Origin of the sequence: Streptomyces sp. NPDC060002 (assembly GCF_042737245.1) — a bacterium.
Classification (GTDB): domain Bacteria; phylum Actinomycetota; class Actinomycetes; order Streptomycetales; family Streptomycetaceae; genus Streptomyces.
Map to the genome: position 1 here is coordinate 1 of NZ_JBHWUW010000095.1, position 16617 is coordinate 16617.

At 68.8% G+C, this 16617-nt stretch carries 12 protein-coding genes and 2 pseudogenes; 4 read left to right on the forward strand and 10 right to left on the reverse strand.

Translation table 11 applies throughout. The features are described from left to right. Positions 1–133: 133 nt before the first annotated feature. Complete coding sequence (locus tag ACFWBD_RS39950) at positions 134–604, reverse strand: SPW repeat protein (RefSeq protein WP_385678640.1); 471 nt, start codon at positions 602–604, stop codon at positions 134–136. A gap of 529 nt (positions 605–1133) precedes the next feature. On the opposite strand from ACFWBD_RS39950, the gene ACFWBD_RS39955 reads away from it, so the two are divergent. Next, positions 1134–2174 carry a fatty acid desaturase family protein gene (locus ACFWBD_RS39955; RefSeq protein WP_385678643.1) on the forward strand — a complete coding sequence of 347 codons (1041 nt, stop codon included), beginning with the start codon at positions 1134–1136 and terminating at the stop codon, positions 2172–2174. 167 nt (positions 2175–2341) lie between these two features. On the opposite strand, the gene ACFWBD_RS39960 is transcribed toward ACFWBD_RS39955, so the two are convergent. The 7 genes from ACFWBD_RS39960 to ACFWBD_RS39990 form a co-directional block, all read right to left on the reverse strand. Beyond that, a complete protein-coding gene (locus tag ACFWBD_RS39960; protein WP_385678645.1) occupies positions 2342–2923 on the reverse strand; it encodes a hypothetical protein in 582 nt (193 codons plus the stop codon). A gap of 232 nt (positions 2924–3155) precedes the next feature. After that, on the reverse strand, positions 3156–3647 hold the full coding sequence (locus ACFWBD_RS39965; RefSeq protein ID WP_385678647.1) for a hypothetical protein: 492 nt from the start codon (positions 3645–3647) through the stop codon (positions 3156–3158). After that, a complete protein-coding gene (locus tag ACFWBD_RS39970) occupies positions 3568–4575 on the reverse strand; it encodes a tyrosine-type recombinase/integrase (RefSeq protein ID WP_385678666.1) in 1008 nt (335 codons plus the stop codon). The genes ACFWBD_RS39965 and ACFWBD_RS39970 overlap by 80 nt, the downstream gene beginning before the upstream one ends. Before the next feature lie 637 nt (positions 4576–5212). After that, positions 5213–5419, reverse strand: a complete 207-nt coding sequence (locus tag ACFWBD_RS39975; RefSeq protein ID WP_385678650.1) for a hypothetical protein — start codon at positions 5417–5419, stop codon at positions 5213–5215. A gap of 515 nt (positions 5420–5934) precedes the next feature. Beyond that, the gene (locus tag ACFWBD_RS39980; protein ID WP_385678653.1) at positions 5935–7557 is read right to left on the reverse strand and encodes an MFS transporter; all 1623 of its coding nucleotides are present in this window, start codon (positions 7555–7557) and stop codon (positions 5935–5937) included. Between the two features lie 274 nt (positions 7558–7831). Further along, entirely contained in the window at positions 7832–8116 is a 285-nt protein-coding gene (locus tag ACFWBD_RS39985; RefSeq protein WP_385678655.1) for a hypothetical protein, read from the reverse strand. 383 nt (positions 8117–8499) lie between these two features. Further along, a complete protein-coding gene (locus ACFWBD_RS39990; RefSeq protein WP_385678657.1) occupies positions 8500–11094 on the reverse strand; it encodes a hypothetical protein in 2595 nt (864 codons plus the stop codon). Positions 11095–11527: 433 nt separating this feature from the next. Here ACFWBD_RS39990 and ACFWBD_RS39995 point away from each other — a divergent pair, with 433 nt between their 5' ends. The 3 genes and pseudogenes from ACFWBD_RS39995 to ACFWBD_RS40005 all read left to right on the forward strand — a co-directional run. After that, complete coding sequence (locus ACFWBD_RS39995) at positions 11528–12913, forward strand: condensation domain-containing protein (RefSeq protein WP_385678660.1); 1386 nt, start codon at positions 11528–11530, stop codon at positions 12911–12913. Between the two features lie 347 nt (positions 12914–13260). After that, positions 13261–13833, forward strand: a pseudogene (locus tag ACFWBD_RS40000) (hypothetical protein); the annotation flags it as partial. 131 nt (positions 13834–13964) lie between these two features. Continuing rightward, positions 13965–14258, forward strand: a pseudogene (locus tag ACFWBD_RS40005) (hypothetical protein); the annotation flags it as partial. Positions 14259–14966: 708 nt separating this feature from the next. Here ACFWBD_RS40005 and ACFWBD_RS40010 read toward each other — a convergent pair. Next, positions 14967–16205, reverse strand: a complete 1239-nt coding sequence (locus ACFWBD_RS40010; RefSeq protein ID WP_385678663.1) for a PP2C family protein-serine/threonine phosphatase — start codon at positions 16203–16205, stop codon at positions 14967–14969. Between the two features lie 268 nt (positions 16206–16473). Beyond that, positions 16474–16617 (reverse strand): hemolysin III family protein (locus tag ACFWBD_RS40015; protein WP_385678669.1); only part of this gene is annotated, 144 nt, incomplete at its 5' end.

The window sequence follows — 16617 nt, forward strand, 5'->3', positions numbered from 1 at the left end:
GGACGAAGGGATGTGGCCGAAACAGCTGTACGTCCGGTGCGGACACTCCCGGGAAGGGGGTGTCCGCACCGGACGCTCAGTCCTGCCGGCCAGGGGCCGGAATACCCGTGATGAGTGCCAGGGTCCTTTGGGATCACCTGTGCGGGGAAGACCGGTCGCCGGACGACTGATCCACCGGGCGGGCGGCTGCGGCGGCCATGAGGGCCAGCATGAGCGCGATCACGCCTACGATGATGTTGTTGACGATGGTCCTGGTGGTGCTGACGTCGCCTGCCACGACCCACGGCGCAAAGATCGTCCACGCGCTGAGCGCGCAGGCGGCCCACGCCATGCTGTGCGACCGCTCGTATGCCCGGCCGAAGCCACCGCTCATGATCACGGCGTAGGCGATGCCGACGATCAGATTATTGACCGCCAGGGTGGAGAACTCGTTGAAACCCGCGATCCACGGTGAGGCCGCCAGGTAGAGGCCTGTGATCAGGGCCATGGCCTCGACGGCCTGTGCCCTGGGAGTAGTCGCGACTCGCTCGGCCATCTCGTGCCGATTTCGCATGGCGAGGATGTCGGGATGCGTGGCCATGTCCGACCGGGGCTGTGTCGTCATTCCGATACCTCCGATTTGCCCGTTATGTGCACTACGTAAAATCGAGTACCCCGTGGGACCGGGGTAACCGTCGCCGGGCTGCCTGAGTTCGAAAACGCTGCGAAGAAGGGGGCCTGCGTGCACTCCTCACCAGCGCTGAGGGTCTCGCTGTGGCACTGGAGCCGGAAGGGAGCCTGCGTCAAGACCCCGTACGGCGACTGACACCAGCGGGCGCTTGCGCGGCCGTCTCAGACCCGACCGGGGGATCCGGATCGCTTCCAGGACCGGCTCGACAGCGGGGAATCATCCCCGCTGACCGGCTGTGATCCCCACCGCCGGTGGCTTCCTCGCCGTGTAGGCGACCACCCTTCACGGCCCCAGAAGCCTTGCCTTCCGCGACTGTCTGAGACCTGTCTGGCGGGGAACCCGCCTCATCAGAGGGCTTGTGTCACCGGTCGAGGGAGCTAGCGCGTCTTCGCCCCGACCGGTTCCCAGCGGCTCCCAGGGCGGCTCCGAGCCACCTGCCCACTTCGCAGAGAGCCCCACCTTCATGACGAGTGCCACGGCGCACCCCCCGCGCTCGGAAACCTCCGGCAGCGACTTCGCCCGGTTGGCGAGGAAGATCGCGGATGCCGGGCTGCTGGGCCGTCGGCCTGGCTATTACGCGCTGCGGATCACCACGGTGGCAGGGCTGTATGTGGGCGGGTGGGCCGCCTTCGCACTCGTCGGCGACAGCTGGTGGACACTGGCGGTTGCGGCCTTCCTGGCCGTTGTCTTCGGTCAGGTCGCCCTGGTCGCCCACGATGTGGCCCACCGGCAGGTGTTCCGCCGGCGCCGGATCAGCGAGGTGTTCGGGCGGACAGCCGCCGCGGGTGTCGGTATGGGGTACGGCTGGTGGCAGGACAAGCACACCCGTCACCACGCCAACCCCAACAACGAGGAACTTGACCCCGACCTAGACCCCGACCTGCTGGTCTGGTCCCAGGACCAGGCCCGGGCCGCCACGGGGCTCCCTCGCCTGATCGGCCGATGGCAGGCCTTCCTGTTCTTCCCGCTCCTCACCCTGGAGGGCTTCAACCTGCACGTGGTGAGCGTGAAGGCGCTGGCCAACCGCTCGCTCAAGCACCGGCCCCTCGACGGCGCCCTGCTGTTCGCGCACTTCGCGGCCTACCTGACCGCCCTGTTCTGGTTCCTGCCGCCCGGCATGGCGGTCGCCTTCCTCGCCGTCCACCAGTGCCTGTTCGGCGTCTACCTCGGCTCCCTCTTCGCCCCCAACCACAAAGGCATGCCGATCCTGAAGGGCGACGACCGCCCGGACTTCCTCCGACGCCAGGTACTCACCTCACGCAACGTGAAGGGCGGCTGGTTCACCGACATCGCCCTGGGCGGGCTGAACCACCAGATCGAGCATCACCTGTTCCCCAGCATGCCCAGCCCCAACCTGCGCGAGGCCCGTATCCTCGTCCGGCGCTATTGCGAGGAACTGGGCGTGGACTACCTGGAGACCGGGCTGATCGCCTCCTACCGGCAGGCGCTCACCAGCCTCCACCAGGCCGGCGCGCCCCTCCGGCGCGCCCGCGTCCACGCCTAGGCACTCCAGGGCGACAAGGCCGGCAGCGGCATGGTGCCACTGCCGGTCCACCGGCCACCCGAGGCTCCAGTCCGCGTCCACCGCCCTCACCACGGTCTCTCTCCCTGTCGGAGACAGCCGGAGCTCGATAGTTGATCGACTGGTGCGACCCGCCTCGAGCAGATCTCTCAAGAGTGCTGCGAGATGTAGGGGGTAGCGGCAGAGCGAGCCCGCTCCCACATACCGGGCAGCTGCTCCTCAGGACGCTGCTGCTCACCGTGCAGGGCGTTGAGCACCACCAGGCATCCGGTCAAGGCCGGCACCGCCCACTGAGCGAAGGCCAGATGCCGCTGGGCAGTGTCGATGTCGATCGGATGCCGGGCAGCTTCTTCGGCGTCCTGGGGGTCGGAGGAAGAAGCCAGCTCGACTTTCTTGCCCAGGACGCGGGCGTAGGCAGTGGCGGCCAGTGCCGCGGCGGTGACGAGGGTCTTGGCCGTGGTGGAGGCCCCCACGCCCTTCTGGGCGGCGACGCGGTGTGCGTTCACCGCAAGCAGGCCGCCGCCGCCGAACAGGTGGGCGCCGATGGCCGCGGCGTTGACCGGCGTCCACTTCGCCCACCCCGACGAGGCGATCCGTGCCCTGGCCCGGGCCGTCTCGCTTTGATCCTTTGCTGCCCCGTTGAGACCCACCGCACCCATGAGAGAGCCGCCGAACCAGGCTGCCAGACCCACATCGTGCAGGCTGCGGATGAGGGTATTGCGATCGGACATGACATGCTCCTCGGAACAGGGGACGGGGTGCGGACAGAAACGTCGTGCCACCCCACCCTCGCCGGAGCCTGGCCCCACCGCCATCACGACTGACCCGGACGGATGCAATCCCCGGTTCCAGGGCGGCACGTCGCCCGTGGCCGACGGCGGCTCTCGCAGGACAGCTCCCATGCCTTGCAGTCCGGGTCGTCGAAGGCCATGTCGACCGGATCATTCTGTGGAATCAGCAGTGTCAAGCCGTGTGCTTGTGAATCACGTCGAGGTAGTGCCGATCACGGTGCGGCACGTGGTTGTCCCGTCCCGGCAGGCTGAAGACCGCGCAAACGTCAGCGGGCTGGGTGAGGATGCTCGACTGCTCGCCGAATGTGAGAGTGCTGTTGACCGCATGCCGGCAGCCAGCGCCGTCGAGGGCGTCGACCAGTTCCTCGCGGAGGACGGTGGCCTCGAACGAGTCGGAATCAGGCAGGACGAGCGGCGGAAGTTTGGCGGCCGAACCGGGCCAGAGGTTGATCCAGATCCCGCTGACGGTCCGCTGAGTGACCACCAGCCCCAGCCCGTCCCAGGAGTACGGGTATCCGTCGATATCGGGCCCCTTCAGGCGGTGGGCCGGGTGCGGGCGCCCCGGGCCGAGAAGGTCTTCAGCCTCAGCCAGGGAAATTCCGCAGTTCAGGGGCCCGAGCCGACCAGTGCAGGAGAAGCCGACGAGTACGTCCATCAAGGTCACGACAGTGACTGTGACACTCTCCCGCGCCACTTCGCACTCCGATATCAGCGCGACGCTGGGCCTGCACTGCCTTGCCGGACGGCGATGAGTGGCAGAAGGCGTGCGCTGGCCGGCACGTCGAGTTCGCGGGGTGTCGGGCCTGCGGGTGTCGGAGTGTCGGCCGACGGTCAAGCAGGCGGTCCAGAGCGGCTTGGCCGTCGTCGACGGCCGCGCGTTCTCCGTCGGTGAGCGGGATCGCTGCAGTCATTTTCTGCAAGTTGCCTTTGGCTTCCAGGAGTTGGGCTCTCGTGGAGTCCTTGGGGGTGTAGAAGTCGCAGCGTGCGCAGGCCATGCGGTGCTGGCACTGTTCCAAGAAGGTGTAGGTGCAGTAGCCGTGTTCGAGGTCGTAGTGCTGCCAGGGCTCGCCGGTCGCGGCGGCGCCGGAGGCGACCGCGTCCCGGTCGACCAAGACCTCGATGGTGCGGACGTTCCGCTCGAAGCAGCCCGCCTCGGAGTACGCCTTGGACAGAGCGTTCGGGGTGATCTTCGCGTAGTACTGGGTGGATTGCGGCGATCGGTGTCCGAGCCAGGCTTGCAGCTCGAACAGCGTCATCGGTTCCTTGGCGTTGTAGAGCTGGCCGGCGATGGTGGACCGGGCTCGGTGGCTGGTGATGTTCCCGCGGACGTCGGCGTCCGGAACTCCGGCCTTGCGGCAGAGCATCGGGATGACGGTGTTGTTGATGTAGCTGGTGGAGAGGCGGCGGGCGCGGACGGCGAACAGCAGCTCGACGTGCTCGCCGGTGCGGCGGTCGGTGAACTTCGGCTGGTCCGGGCGGACGGCCTGCCAGGCGCCTATGGCCTGGCCGAGGATCGGGTCGACCGGCTTGGTGAAGGCGGTGCCGGTCTTGCGGGTGGGGACGTCGAGCAGGCAGATCGCGTCGCGGGCCAGTACTTGCTCTCAGTCGCCGGCGATGGGTGCTCCGTCGTGCTGCCAGCGGATGCAGCCGAGTCTCAACCGGGCGATCTCGTTACTGCGTTGACCGGAGAACAGCCAGGTCAGTGTGACAGCGCGGACCAGCTCGAAGGGGTAGAAGTGCCCGGACCGGGTCTGCGGAGGATCCGCGGGATCAAGGTTGAGACCGGCCCACAACAGCTTCGCCCAGATCTCGTCGGCGATCACCCGTGGATCAGGGCCGAGGAGGGCGGTGATGCTGCGGGGGATCGCCGGAGCGCGTAGCGGGTCGAAGCGGCGGGGCAGCCACTCCCATTCCTGGCAGTCCCGGAAGAAGGTACGGAGTGCAGTGATCTGTCCGGCCTTGGTGGGCGCCTCCAGCGGCTTGCCGAGCCGGTCCCCCAGGCCGACCGTGCGCTGGACGTAGTCGCCGACCGCCGTTCCGCCGGCCGGGCGTGTACCGACCGCGGCCGACCGGGTTGGAATCCCGCAGCCCCTCCTCCATAAGGAAGTCGTAAAACAGACGCACCGGCACGAGCCGCTGCTGGATCGTCGCGTTCGCCAGCCCCACTCCCGAGTCGATCGAGATCACGTTCGCACCCCGGCGGTGCCGCCGAGAGCTCAACTCCCGTACTTAGAGGGCGATATGGGAACGGTTCGCGGCGACCGGGTCGACGCCCTCCCGCTCGCTCATCAGCAGATACTCGGCCAGCCCCCGGCCGTAGGCGTCGATCGTGCGCGGCGCCCGTCCGAGATCTGTCCAGACCGTCAGCCAAGCTGCCGCTTGCTCGTGCCGACCGAGCACCGGCCACTTCTCCATGAGCACCGTCGAGCCGCTCAAGCCATCTCCCAAGTCCGTGGTTGCACTGGGGAGACATGATCACCCCCAGCAGATTCCACGTAACTTTTAAAATGCTGAAGCGTCAGATGTTCGGCCGCGCAGGTTTCGAACTCCAATCAGGTTGGCCAGCCACGACAGCAGGACGCCAGGCCCTGGCGGACGCCGCGCCGTGAGGAGAGGAGCAGGATGAAGGCGCTGTTGTGCAAAGGCCCCAAGGCGACGGCTGTACCGATCACCACCAGGTCGACGACCATAGGATCAGCCGCTCCTGGGTGTCAGGACCGTCTGCCGCGTGTGGATGGTCCGGGCCGGTCGGCAGAGTCGGGCGGTGCTGCGGTGCTGCGGTGCTGCGGTGCTGCGGTGCTGCGTTCCGACGATGCAGGTGGCGGCCCGGCTGGTCAAGCAGGCCACGCCCGCATCCTCGCCCGCGTCAGTCCGGTCCTCAGACCTGCTTTCGACGGCCCTGGGGCAAGGCCGCGCACGGACACGGTCGGCGACCGGCTGACCGGCCGGCCTCAGGCTCCCGGTCCGCTCGGCCTCTCGGTGGCCGCAGGGGCGGAGTCCTCGGTGCAGTAGCGCCGTAGGAGTTCCCGCTCAGCGTCCCGGTGCGGGAACATGAAGAAGATCAGCAGCGCACCCAGGGCGATCGCGGCCAGGCCGACGGTGTACGCCCAGTCGTCGCCGTGGAGGAACGACTTGCGTGCTGCCGCGACGATCTGGTCGGCGTAGCGGGGGTGCTGCTGGGCGACCTGCCCGGCGGAGGCGAACGACTTCGTCAGCTCGCTCTGGACCTGGTCCGACACGTCCTTGCTCTCGGGGGAAGCGGCGATCGCCGCGCTGAAGGCCGAGGCGTAGCCGGCGGTGAGGAGCACGCCCATGACGGACTGCATGATGGCCCCGCCGAGGTCGCGTTGCAGGTCGGCGGTGCCTGAGGCCATGCCGGCCCGTCGCACGGGCACCGATCCGGTCAGCGAGTGGGATGAGGGCGTCCCGGCGAGGCCGGCGCCGATGCCGATGAGCACGTAGGCGAAGCCGATCTGCCAGTAGCCGCTGTCCTCGCCCCAGAACAGCAACATCCAGGCGAAGGCGAGGAAGAGGAACGCGTAACCGATCAGCAGGGTCGTGCGGGCGCCGCGTCTCTCGACCAGCTTCGCGGACCGTGGTGCCACAAGCACCATCATCACGACGAGGGGGAGGATGGCGGCGCCGGCTTCGACGGGGCTGTACTCGAGCACGTTCTGCAGGTACTGCTGGCTGATGAACGCCGACCCCATCATGGAGCCCCATACGATGATTCCCGCGCACGCGGCGACCCAGAAGGTGCGCCGGCCGGCGATGTGGAGGTCGTACAACGGGTTTGGAGCCCGGCGCTGACGCCAGAAGAACGCCGCTCCGGCAGCCAGGGCGATCACGGCGAGGCCGACGACCAGTGACCCCTGGTCGGGGACGGCGGCGAAATTGATCGCCAACACCAGTCCCGCGACCAGGAAGACGGAGAGGATGCCGCCGAGGTTGTCCACCGGTTCGGCCGACTCGTTGGCATGCGCGGGGACGAACAGCAGGGCCATGACCAGGGCGACCACGGCAAGGGGCAGGGTGATCAGGAACACCGACCCCCAGTAGAAGCGTTCGAGCAGGGCGCCCGCGATCACCGGCCCGAGCATGGAGATGCCTCCGCCCAGGGCCGACCACAGCGCAATCGACTTCGTCCGCGCCGACCCCGCCCACAGGGCGGTGATCAGCGCCAGAGTGGTCGGGTAGGCCATGCCGGCCGAGAGCCCGCCGAGGCTCCGGGCCGCCACGAGGACGGTGTCGTTCGGCGCGTACGCGGCGAGCAGGCAGGCGGGGATGGACAGAGCGATGCCGAGGAGCAGCAGCAGCTTGCGGCCGTGACGGTCGCCGACCGCACCCAGATAGAGCACCGATGCGGCCAGGCCGAGGGAGTAGCCCACGGCGATCAGGTTCAGCGCGGCCTGGGAGGAGTCGAAGGCCTTCCCGATCGCGGGCAGTGCCACATTGGCCACCGACAGGTTCAAGTTGGCCACGGCGGCAACGATGATCAGGGACGTCAAGACGAGCGACGCCCGCGCCGGGGCCTCGCGCGGAACGTCGATGCGAGGCGCGCCGCTTTTCGACATGGAACCTCCGGGGCGAAGTTGGGCTTCGCGAAAGTCTTGCCTGATCCGCTGTGCCGCACATCGCCCCATTGGGATGACACGCCCACTAGCTGGAAGACCGGGCCAGGCAGCCGACCGCCGCTCTCGGATGGGCCGGTATGGAGCGCGGCCGACCTGCAGGCATGATCGTCCCTCGTGGCTGTGGATCTCGAGCACGAGCACGAGCCACGGTGGCGTCTGACGTAAGTGTGAAGTTAATGCAGACGCCGCCCCGGCGTCGCATTCAGAACCGTTGTCAGCTACTCCCCTCAAACCAGTGAACTGCCGGCCATTCAGGCATCCAATCCGCGGCACACTTCCCCTCAAAGACCTTCACCATCCAGTCAATGAGGCCGTCATCGCTCTCGTACCAGTCACCCCAGTTCCTCCGGAATGCAGACACAGTCCACTTACCCCCCTCTCGATACTCAAGGAAGAATTTGTCTCCTTCAATCGAGTGCCCCCGATGAAGCATCCCGCCAACTTCGGGGAGTACATCCCTTGGAATAACATCTTCAGCATCGCGCACATATTCACTCATCCACTCTCCACGCCCAGAAAGTCACTCTCAGGACTTACCGGAGGCGCTCCCAGAATCTCCTTCAAGCGCTCCAGTGACGCCATGCACCCACCATCCTAAATTTTCACCAGCATTTACAGGTAGTCTTCTCATTGTTATCGAATTCGCAACGAACCTCCTATTCCCCGAACAAAAGGAACCTCACCTTTGCCGGAATTACGGAATCCGGATCTCCGTACACCGGACTCATAGCCGGCGAGATGACGGCATCTTCGCAGGACGCCTGTACACAGCAGGCGGCCGGGATGGCCGCCCGGGCTGCCGTAGCCCCTCTCATGCGCAAGGCGTGACCGCTGCCCCGGACAACAGCCGCAGGCTGCCCACGATGCGCCGTGGGGGCGCGGTCAGCTCCGCTGCAGTGCTCCCCGGAGTCGGCCGAGGATCGGGGCGAGCCGCTGCGTATCGACGAATACCGCGCGCCGGAGGTCCTCCAGATCGTCAATGGCCTCTCTGATCTGGTGCCAGGAGGGCGAACACGACAAGAAGAGCTCCAACTGGTTTTCTGCGCCTTCCCAGTCGGGCAGCGCGCACAGCACCACCAGCAGGTTGCTCCGCGCCAGGTCGCCCCCTTCCGCCGCAGCGGCCTGCGCTTGGTAGATCACTCGGGCCCGCCTCCATCGCTCGCTCTGCTCAGGAGCGCCGGTCAGGCGCATGACGAGGGCACTCTGGTAGTGGAACCACCCGCACTCAGGGTGCAGCGCGATGGCGTGCTCGAAGTCGGCAAGGGCCTGCGCGTGGTGTCCCAGGGCGCGGTGTGTCTCACCGCGCCAGCAGCGCGGCCATGCGGCGTCGGGTTCCAGCGTGAGCGAGCGGTCGAGGTCTGTGAGCGCGGTCTCGGTGTGTCCCAGGCTCAGGTGGACGTCCCCGCGAGCGGCGTAGGCCCATGCGTAGTCCGGGTTGAGGGTGAGGGCGCTCGTAAAGTCGGCCAGGGCGGCCCGGTGCCTGTGCATGCGGTGGTACGTCAGGCCTCGGAAAGTCACGGCTCGGACGCTGCTGCGGTCCAGAGTGAGGGCTCGGTCGAAGTCCTCGAGGGCGCCGTCGTAGAGGCGCAGGTTGAGTCGGCCGGAACCGCGGTTGACCAGATGCAGGGGGTCGTCGGGGGCGATCCTGACGGCCTGGTCGTAGTCGTTGGAGGCGGCCTGGTAGTGGCGCATCTGGCTATGAGTGTGCCCTCGGCCGGCGTAGGCGCGGGTCAGGTCAGGGTTCAGGCTCAGCGCGGTGGTGTAGTCCTCGAGCGCCTGATCGTTCCGGCCCTCGAGTCGGTGGTCTCGGCCGCGCAGCGCGTAGGCGAGAGCCTGTCCTCGTTCTCCCAGGGCAGGCAGGGACAGCAGGAACGTGAGCGCTGCTGCCTCTCCGGACGGCTGGGTGGAGAGCTCCAGAAGGCGCTGCCCGGTCCGTGTGAGGTCGTCGGTTGCGCTGTCCTGGCCTGCCTGGACGAGCAACTGGGCCCAGCGGCGCAGTGATTCCGCACTGTGGGCACTGGCGCACACCGTGTTGTGGAGTGCTTCCGGCTGCGCGTCCGGGGCCTGGGCGCAGAGTAGGTGGTAGCTCTCGTTCAGCAGGTGGTCGTGCCACACGGGGTCGTCCCAGCGTCCGTTGGGTCCGAGCAGGTCTTCCTGCTCGCGGCGCCAGGCGGCGAAGGCCCCGGCCAGTTCGGTGTGGCGGCGGCGCCAGTCAGCAGGAGAGTGTGAGCGCTGCAGACGCAGCATGGATGAGCGGATCACGTCGTGGTAGCGGTACTGCCCCGGCTGGCCGGTGACGAAGGGCAGTTCGCGCAGGCGGCGCAGTCCGTCGTCGTCGGCAGCGGCCGGGGCGAGGACGCGATAGATGTCGTCGTCGATCCGCAAGGGGTACGCGCAGGCGAGGATCGTGTTGCGATGGACGGGATCCCTTTCCCACCTCAGGAAGCGCTCGACCGCGGTGCCGGAAGGGTCGCCGACGGCATCCACGTCCTGCGGGCGGCTTCTGGCGAGCGCGTCCAGCAGCACCGGGAGCCGTCCCGAAAGCCGCAGGATAAGGTCCGTCACCTGCTCGTCGGTGACGCCCTGGGCAGTGAGCAGGGCCCGGGACTCTTCCTCGGTGAACGGCTCGAGCGGGATCTCATCGATGAGGTCGAGGCTGTCCTCCCAGCACGCTGCATTCAGGCGTCCCTGTCCGCACAGGACGGCTTGGACATTCACTGGCACGGCCCCGTAGGCCTCGGTGAGCAGCACATCCCGCAACCAGGCGTCCAACATGGGGGCCGTGCGCTCGTAGGTGTCGAAGAAGATCACCACCCACGGCCTGCGTTCGGCCACTTCACTCAGGTCGGCAAGGAAGGACGGGGTGAGCACCTTCAGAGGCGACAGCACGAGCCGCACGTCTTCGTGGCTGCGCAGCCGGTTCCCGACTGCCGCGCGTGCCCGGTCCAGGCCAGCGGCCATCTGGTCGGGGCGGACCGCGCCGGTAAGCGCGCTGGCGCCCGGAACGAGCGCGAGACCCGCTACGCCGATCTGGGCAATGATCGTGCTGGCTGCAGATGCGGTCAGCGTCGCGCCGCCGCTCTCATCTCCCGGCAGGGGCACGGCTGCGGCTGCCTCGGCCTCGTGACACTTCTGACGGTAGACGGCCAGCTGCTTGTCGAACGACTTCAGCGGGCATCCCTGTCCTGCCAGTCGGGCGCTGACCGTCTCCATCGCCTCGATAGCGCTGTGCGCCTCCTCCCCGACGACGGCGGTGACGCCTCCGGCCTGCCGGGTCACGCTCTCCCATCGGCGAATCAGGGTTGACTTGCCCACGCCGGCAAGTCCGTGCACATGGAAGAGGAACTGATACCCGTCGCTCCCCGGAGCGCGGGCGAGGTTCTCCCGGAACACTGCGAGCTCACGCCGTCGCCCGACAAACCCTCCACTGCGCCGCTGGCGGATGAGTTCCTGCCGTGACACCGGCCCCTGTGCCATTGTCAGCCTCCCCCCGAACCCCCGGCCTCCAGAGTGTCACCGCAGCAGGGCCCCACGCGAGAAGCACCACGACGTCGCCCGCCGCAGGCGGGCGACAACCTGGCGAATCAGCTTCGTCTGTTCCTCGGCCTGCCGGCCCTCCCGGCATTCGGTGGGCGCCCGAACCCGCTAGCGTTCTCCCGGGAGCGCCAGCTCTGCGTCGGCAGTGGTGCTTCGAGGCCCTCGCGGCCAGAGCCGACGCATTCGAATCGCTGCCGACGGACGTCGATCCGGCGGTTCGCAGTGACCTCGTGCGCGAGCGGGTCCTGAAGCATGTGCAGACGGCAGGCTGACTGGTGAGGCGGTTTCACCACCTGACCGCCGACGGCGCCTTCCTCGCAGAACCGGCGTCGGCCCCCACTCTGTCCCGCAGTACCCGACCCCAAGGCAGGGCATGAAAACGACCACCGGTCCCCGGCACCCGGCACTTCCGCTCTCCTCGCGCCAGGAATTGTGCTGGGAGTGGGAGCGCTGCCACGGCAAGCCCTATCCCGCGGTGGTCTCGATCGACTGCTCGACCGCCCTGCGGCTCCTGGGGCCGCTGGACGCCGGCGCGCTGCGGGAGGCCTTCGCCGAGGTCACACTCCACCACGACGCCCTGCGCCTGCGGCTGGACGGGCCGCCGGAGCGGGCCGCCGACGTCATCCGGCCCCACCAGACGCTTCGCGCAACGCCTCTGCCGCTGGAGGAGGCCGTGCTGCCCGCGCGGCCGTACGCGCTCCTGGTGGACCTCAGCATCCGCCCCTTCGACGTCACCGAAGCCCTGGGACGCGCCTACCTGCTGTGCGCGGCCCCCGACCACCACGTCCTGCTGACCAGCTTCCACCACCTGGTGTTCGACGCGGCCAGCCACCGCCTCTTCCTCGGCGACCTGGCCCGCGCGTACAACCGGAGGGTGGCCGCCGGGGTGCCGCTGCGGCCCGCCTTCTCCTACCTCGACCTCATCCGCGCCGAGTCCACCCAACCCGCCCTGGACGACCGCGCAGCCCGACTGGCCGCCCGGGCCGCGCTGTTACAGGCGTACGGCGCCGGGGACCTGCTGCCCGGCCGTACCGCCGGGCCCCCGGCGCTGCGCCACCGCTACGACGAGGAACCCCTCGACTTCTCCACCGGGCAGACCCGGCAACTTTTGCACGCCGCCCGGGCCGCCAGGGTCTCCCTGTACTCGCTGCTGGCCGCGGCGTTCGCCGGCGCCCTCGGCCGTCACTTCGGCCGGGAAAGGATGATCCTCTCCACGCCGTCCCACGGCCGGCTGCGGCCCGAACATCGCACCGCCGTCGGTGACTTCGCCAACATGGTGCAGATCCCGGTGGACGTGTCGCAGGGCGGCGGGCACCGGCTGCTGCGGCAGGCGCACGAGGCCGTCCGCGAGGCCTCGGCCACCGTCGACCTGCCGTTCGGGCTGCTCGCCGAGACCGTGCTGGGCCGCAGCGGCTGCGCCGGCTTCTTTCGGTACGCCCTCGGGCACGCCGCGCTGCGCCTGCACGGGGTGACCGGCTGGGCCCTGGACCGGCAGCGCGACGACGCCACCCCGATGCACGGGATGCGCACCGACGTCATGCCCATACGCCAGGACTTCTCCCGTTTGACCTACGCCACCCGCCAGGCGTCCGACGCGGCGGCGGCCACGCTCTCGCTCAGCCTCACCATGACGCAGGACGCCCGACTGTCGGGGGCACTGCGCCACGAGACGGCCTATCACGGCCCGGACACCGCCCGCTCCGTCCTGCACCACCTCCGTGACCGCCTGGGCGCACTGTCCGGCTCGGCCGGGACGTGAGGCGTCGGCAACCGGGTGCCAGCGCAGGGAGCCCGGAGGCGCACGTCGCAGGGCAGGGCGTACACGTACGACCGCCGGCACGTGCACATCCCCCGTGACCGGGCCGGGACGTCGGGCACGGTGCATCGCCTGGCGACCGGCCGTGCACCCAGCGGTGCTCCAGGTCGTCCCGCGCGGGTCAAGAGGTTCCCGGGATGCGAAGTTTCGCACCAAGCTCCGGCGCCGGTAGCCCTCGCAATCCCGGGAACTGCCGCGCCCCGGCTCCCGTCGCCAGCCCGCGCCAAAGGCATCGACGAGGTGGCGGACGACGGGCAGGCCGCGGCTGCTGCCGTCGTGGTGGGAGTGAGATGAGCGCCGAAAGCGTGAGTACAACTCCCGGCCGGGGGCAGCAGGCGACTACGAGCTCGACGCAGCGCTGTCCCCCCGGCCGTTCGAGCGCGTGCCGGCCCCACCCCCATCCCCCCTGGGGCAGTGGGGCCGGCATATCTATCCCGAGGCCGCCATCCAGCTCTGCGCGGTCAGCGGCGAAGCCCTCGTACGGCGCCGCGTACACCGGTCACGCGTATCCACCACCGCGCCCCACCGCGCGACGGATCCTCACCGCACTGGTCCGGCCCACCGACGACGCCAATGGCATCCCGGCCACTCGCCAGCTCGTCCCTCTCAGCCGCCTCCGTGCTCCGGCCACCGACCGGGGACTCACAGGCCCGGCCGCCAACGCCGCCTTCGATGCCGTTCTGGCGGTCCTGACCCGTAACCGCGTCATTGCAACTGGCACCACCACATCTCCCGGTGAGCCCGGTGGCGAACCGGCGGCGGAGCTCATCCACGACGCTCTCATCCGCGGCTGGGACGATCCGCGTGGGTGGGTCGCCCGGGACCACGAGTTCCAGGTCTGGCTTCTGCGGGCCGCTGAGCAGCAGGCTCACCACGCGAGCAGCGACCTTCCCGGCGACCTGCTGGACGGCTCCCTCCTCGCAGAAGGGGAGAAGTGGAAAGGTCGCTCGCTCCCGGCCGAGATCATCTCGCTCCTGGAAGCCAGCCGGCGGACGGGCCCGGAGGCGAGTTCGGAATCGACGCCGACCACTGGACACCTCTGCACGCCAGCACGGAGGGATGGGTGGAAGCCCTGGCACTGGCCCACCACGCGGGCTACTGGGCCAAGACCGTCACGAAGATCAAGGGCGACGCCGTCAAACAGGTGGACCTCGACGGATTCGAGCCGGTGCCAGAAGTCCAAGGCGTGACCGACACCTGGTGGCGAGGCAAGGACTCGCTCATCGCCATCTACCGCGGCGGAGCCGTCGGCTTCGCCGCCCCCCACTGCCTGGAGGCCCATGTCTAAGGCGGACTCGACGCATGGGGCCTCAGCGGCCACTGACTCCTGCAGCCCAACCTTTCAGCGCTCAGTCACATATGCGGAGCGCTGACCTTGTCGCGGTGCTGGTGGTGCCCCAGGCGCTGGAACGCGCCAGCCTCCTGCGAGCATGACGGCCATACGGACGGCTTAGAGGAAAGGTGAGGACGTGAAAAAGCTGGTGGAAGAGGCCGTCACGGGGACCCTTCGCGGCGGGGACGGAGAGATGGTCCGTCTGTACGTAGCCGCCTGTACCGAACGCATGGCGCCACTGTTTGTGGGGCTGCGGGTGGGCGCAGCGGGCCGGGAAGACGTGGATTTCTACGTGGAGTCCGTACGCGACCTCTGGCATGTCGACCGCCCGCTCTCCGACGGCGCGGAGCGCGGTTCCGCACCGTACTTGGTCGTACCGCCGGCAGCTTGGGCTGAGGGCACAAGACCTCGACTCCGATCCCGCCCGTCGACGGAGCACCACTCACCGAGCTGATCGATGTGTTCGGCCCGATGCAGGATTACTTCCTCGGACTGTCCACTAGCACGATGGGGCCGTAGTCGCGGGTCTTGTGGGCTTGCTCAAAGGCGTCCCCGATTACGAGATCGGCCGTCGCGGTGACTGGTACGAGCGGACGGGCGTTCCGCAGGCCAAAGATCCGACGGTTTCTGGTCGTTGTGGTTGCCCGCAACACTCACCCAGAATCATCGCCCGGGAGTGGTCCGTTTCGTCCTGGACGGGCGTGAGGCGTCGGTGAGGTTGGCGCCGGTGGCGGCGTCACGCTCGGAGTGGCCGACACCGTGCCAGTCCAGGCACATGACGGTCGCGTCGTCCTGCAGGTGGCCGTCGTTGGCGTCGACGATCGCCGCGATGAGGGTGCGGGCGGCCTCGCGGGGATGCAAAGCGCGGGTGCGCACGATGAGGTCGGACAGATCGAGGCTGCCTGCGTTGCGCTCCAGCATGCCGTCGGTCAGCATCACCAGCCGGTCGCCCGGCCGCAGGTCCAGCGACTGGACCCGGTAGGTGTGAGGGACAGGGAAGCCGAACGGCGTATCGATCTTCGGGGTGACCTCCTGTACCTGGCCGTTCCGCATCCGCAGCGGCCAGGGGTGCCCGGCGTTGATGAACTCGGTCGTGCCGTCGATCAGGCTGATGCGCAGGAGCTGGCCGGTGACGTAACCCTTGTGGCCGTGCTCGTGCATGGCCTCGTCGGCCTGGCGGGCCTGTTCTGCGAGGTCGGCACCGGCCCGCCGTGCCCGGCGCAGGGCACTCACCGCAAGGGTGGCCAGCAGCGCGGCGGCGACATCGTGACCCATGGCATCGGTGACCGAGAGCTGGACGGTGTCCCGGTCGATCACGTAGTCGAAGGTGTCACCCCCGACGTGGTCGGCCGGTTCCAGCGCCCCGGCCACCGCGAACTGCGCGGCCTCGCACGCCAGCGACGCCGGGAGCAGCCGGTGCTGGATCTCCGCGGCCAGGCTCAGCGGGGTGGTGCGGCGGCCCCACTGGTACACGTCGGTGTAGGAACGGTTCGCGATGACGAGGTACGCCAGGGCGTGCGCGGTCTCGCCGATCTCGCGCATCGCCTCCGCGTCCGGCGCCGCGGGCAGGAACAGTTCGAGGAGTCCGATGGCGTCCCCGCGGTTGGTCACCGGGGCGACGATCCGCACCAGCGCGCTCTCGCCCTTGTCCTCCACACTCGGCCGCTGGGTGCGGATCACATCGTCGTACAGGGTGCCCCGCAGCGTGATGCGCCGGGCGGGTTCATCGGTATCGATGCTGCCCGCCGCCCCCAGCCGTACGACCGAACTGCCGGTGAAGTCGGTGATCAGGAACGACACCGACACGGCCCCGAGGCGCTCCTTGAGCATGCGCGCGACCACGTCGAGCGACTCCACGGGCGCCGCGGCCTCCGCCGCCTCCAACGTCCCCGCCAAAGTCATCGCCCCGGTCCGGCCGCTCCCGCCCCCTGGGGCACGAGCGACCCGCCCGCCGTCCGGCCCTCTTGCGGTCACAGCCACTCCTTAACTGCTCGACGACGCTCAGGAATCCGCCCGGGATGCGCAAAAGAGCTTGCCGAACCCGGTGCCGGACAGGTCACATTGCACCACGGGACCCGGGACCCGCCACGCCCACCAGCCTCCCTCGGGCCATGTGCGGCCAGAGCCCTGCCGCGCCCGAGTCCGGCGCTTCGGCATCCCTTGGGCGCCGTCATGTGGCTGCCAGGAGGATGGCGGTGTAGTGCGCGGTGAAGGCGGCTATGGTCAGGGCGTGGAAGACCTCGTGGAAGCCGAACCAGGCCGGTGAGGGGTCGGGGCGTTTGAGTCCGTAGACGACGGCGCCCGCGGTGTAGAG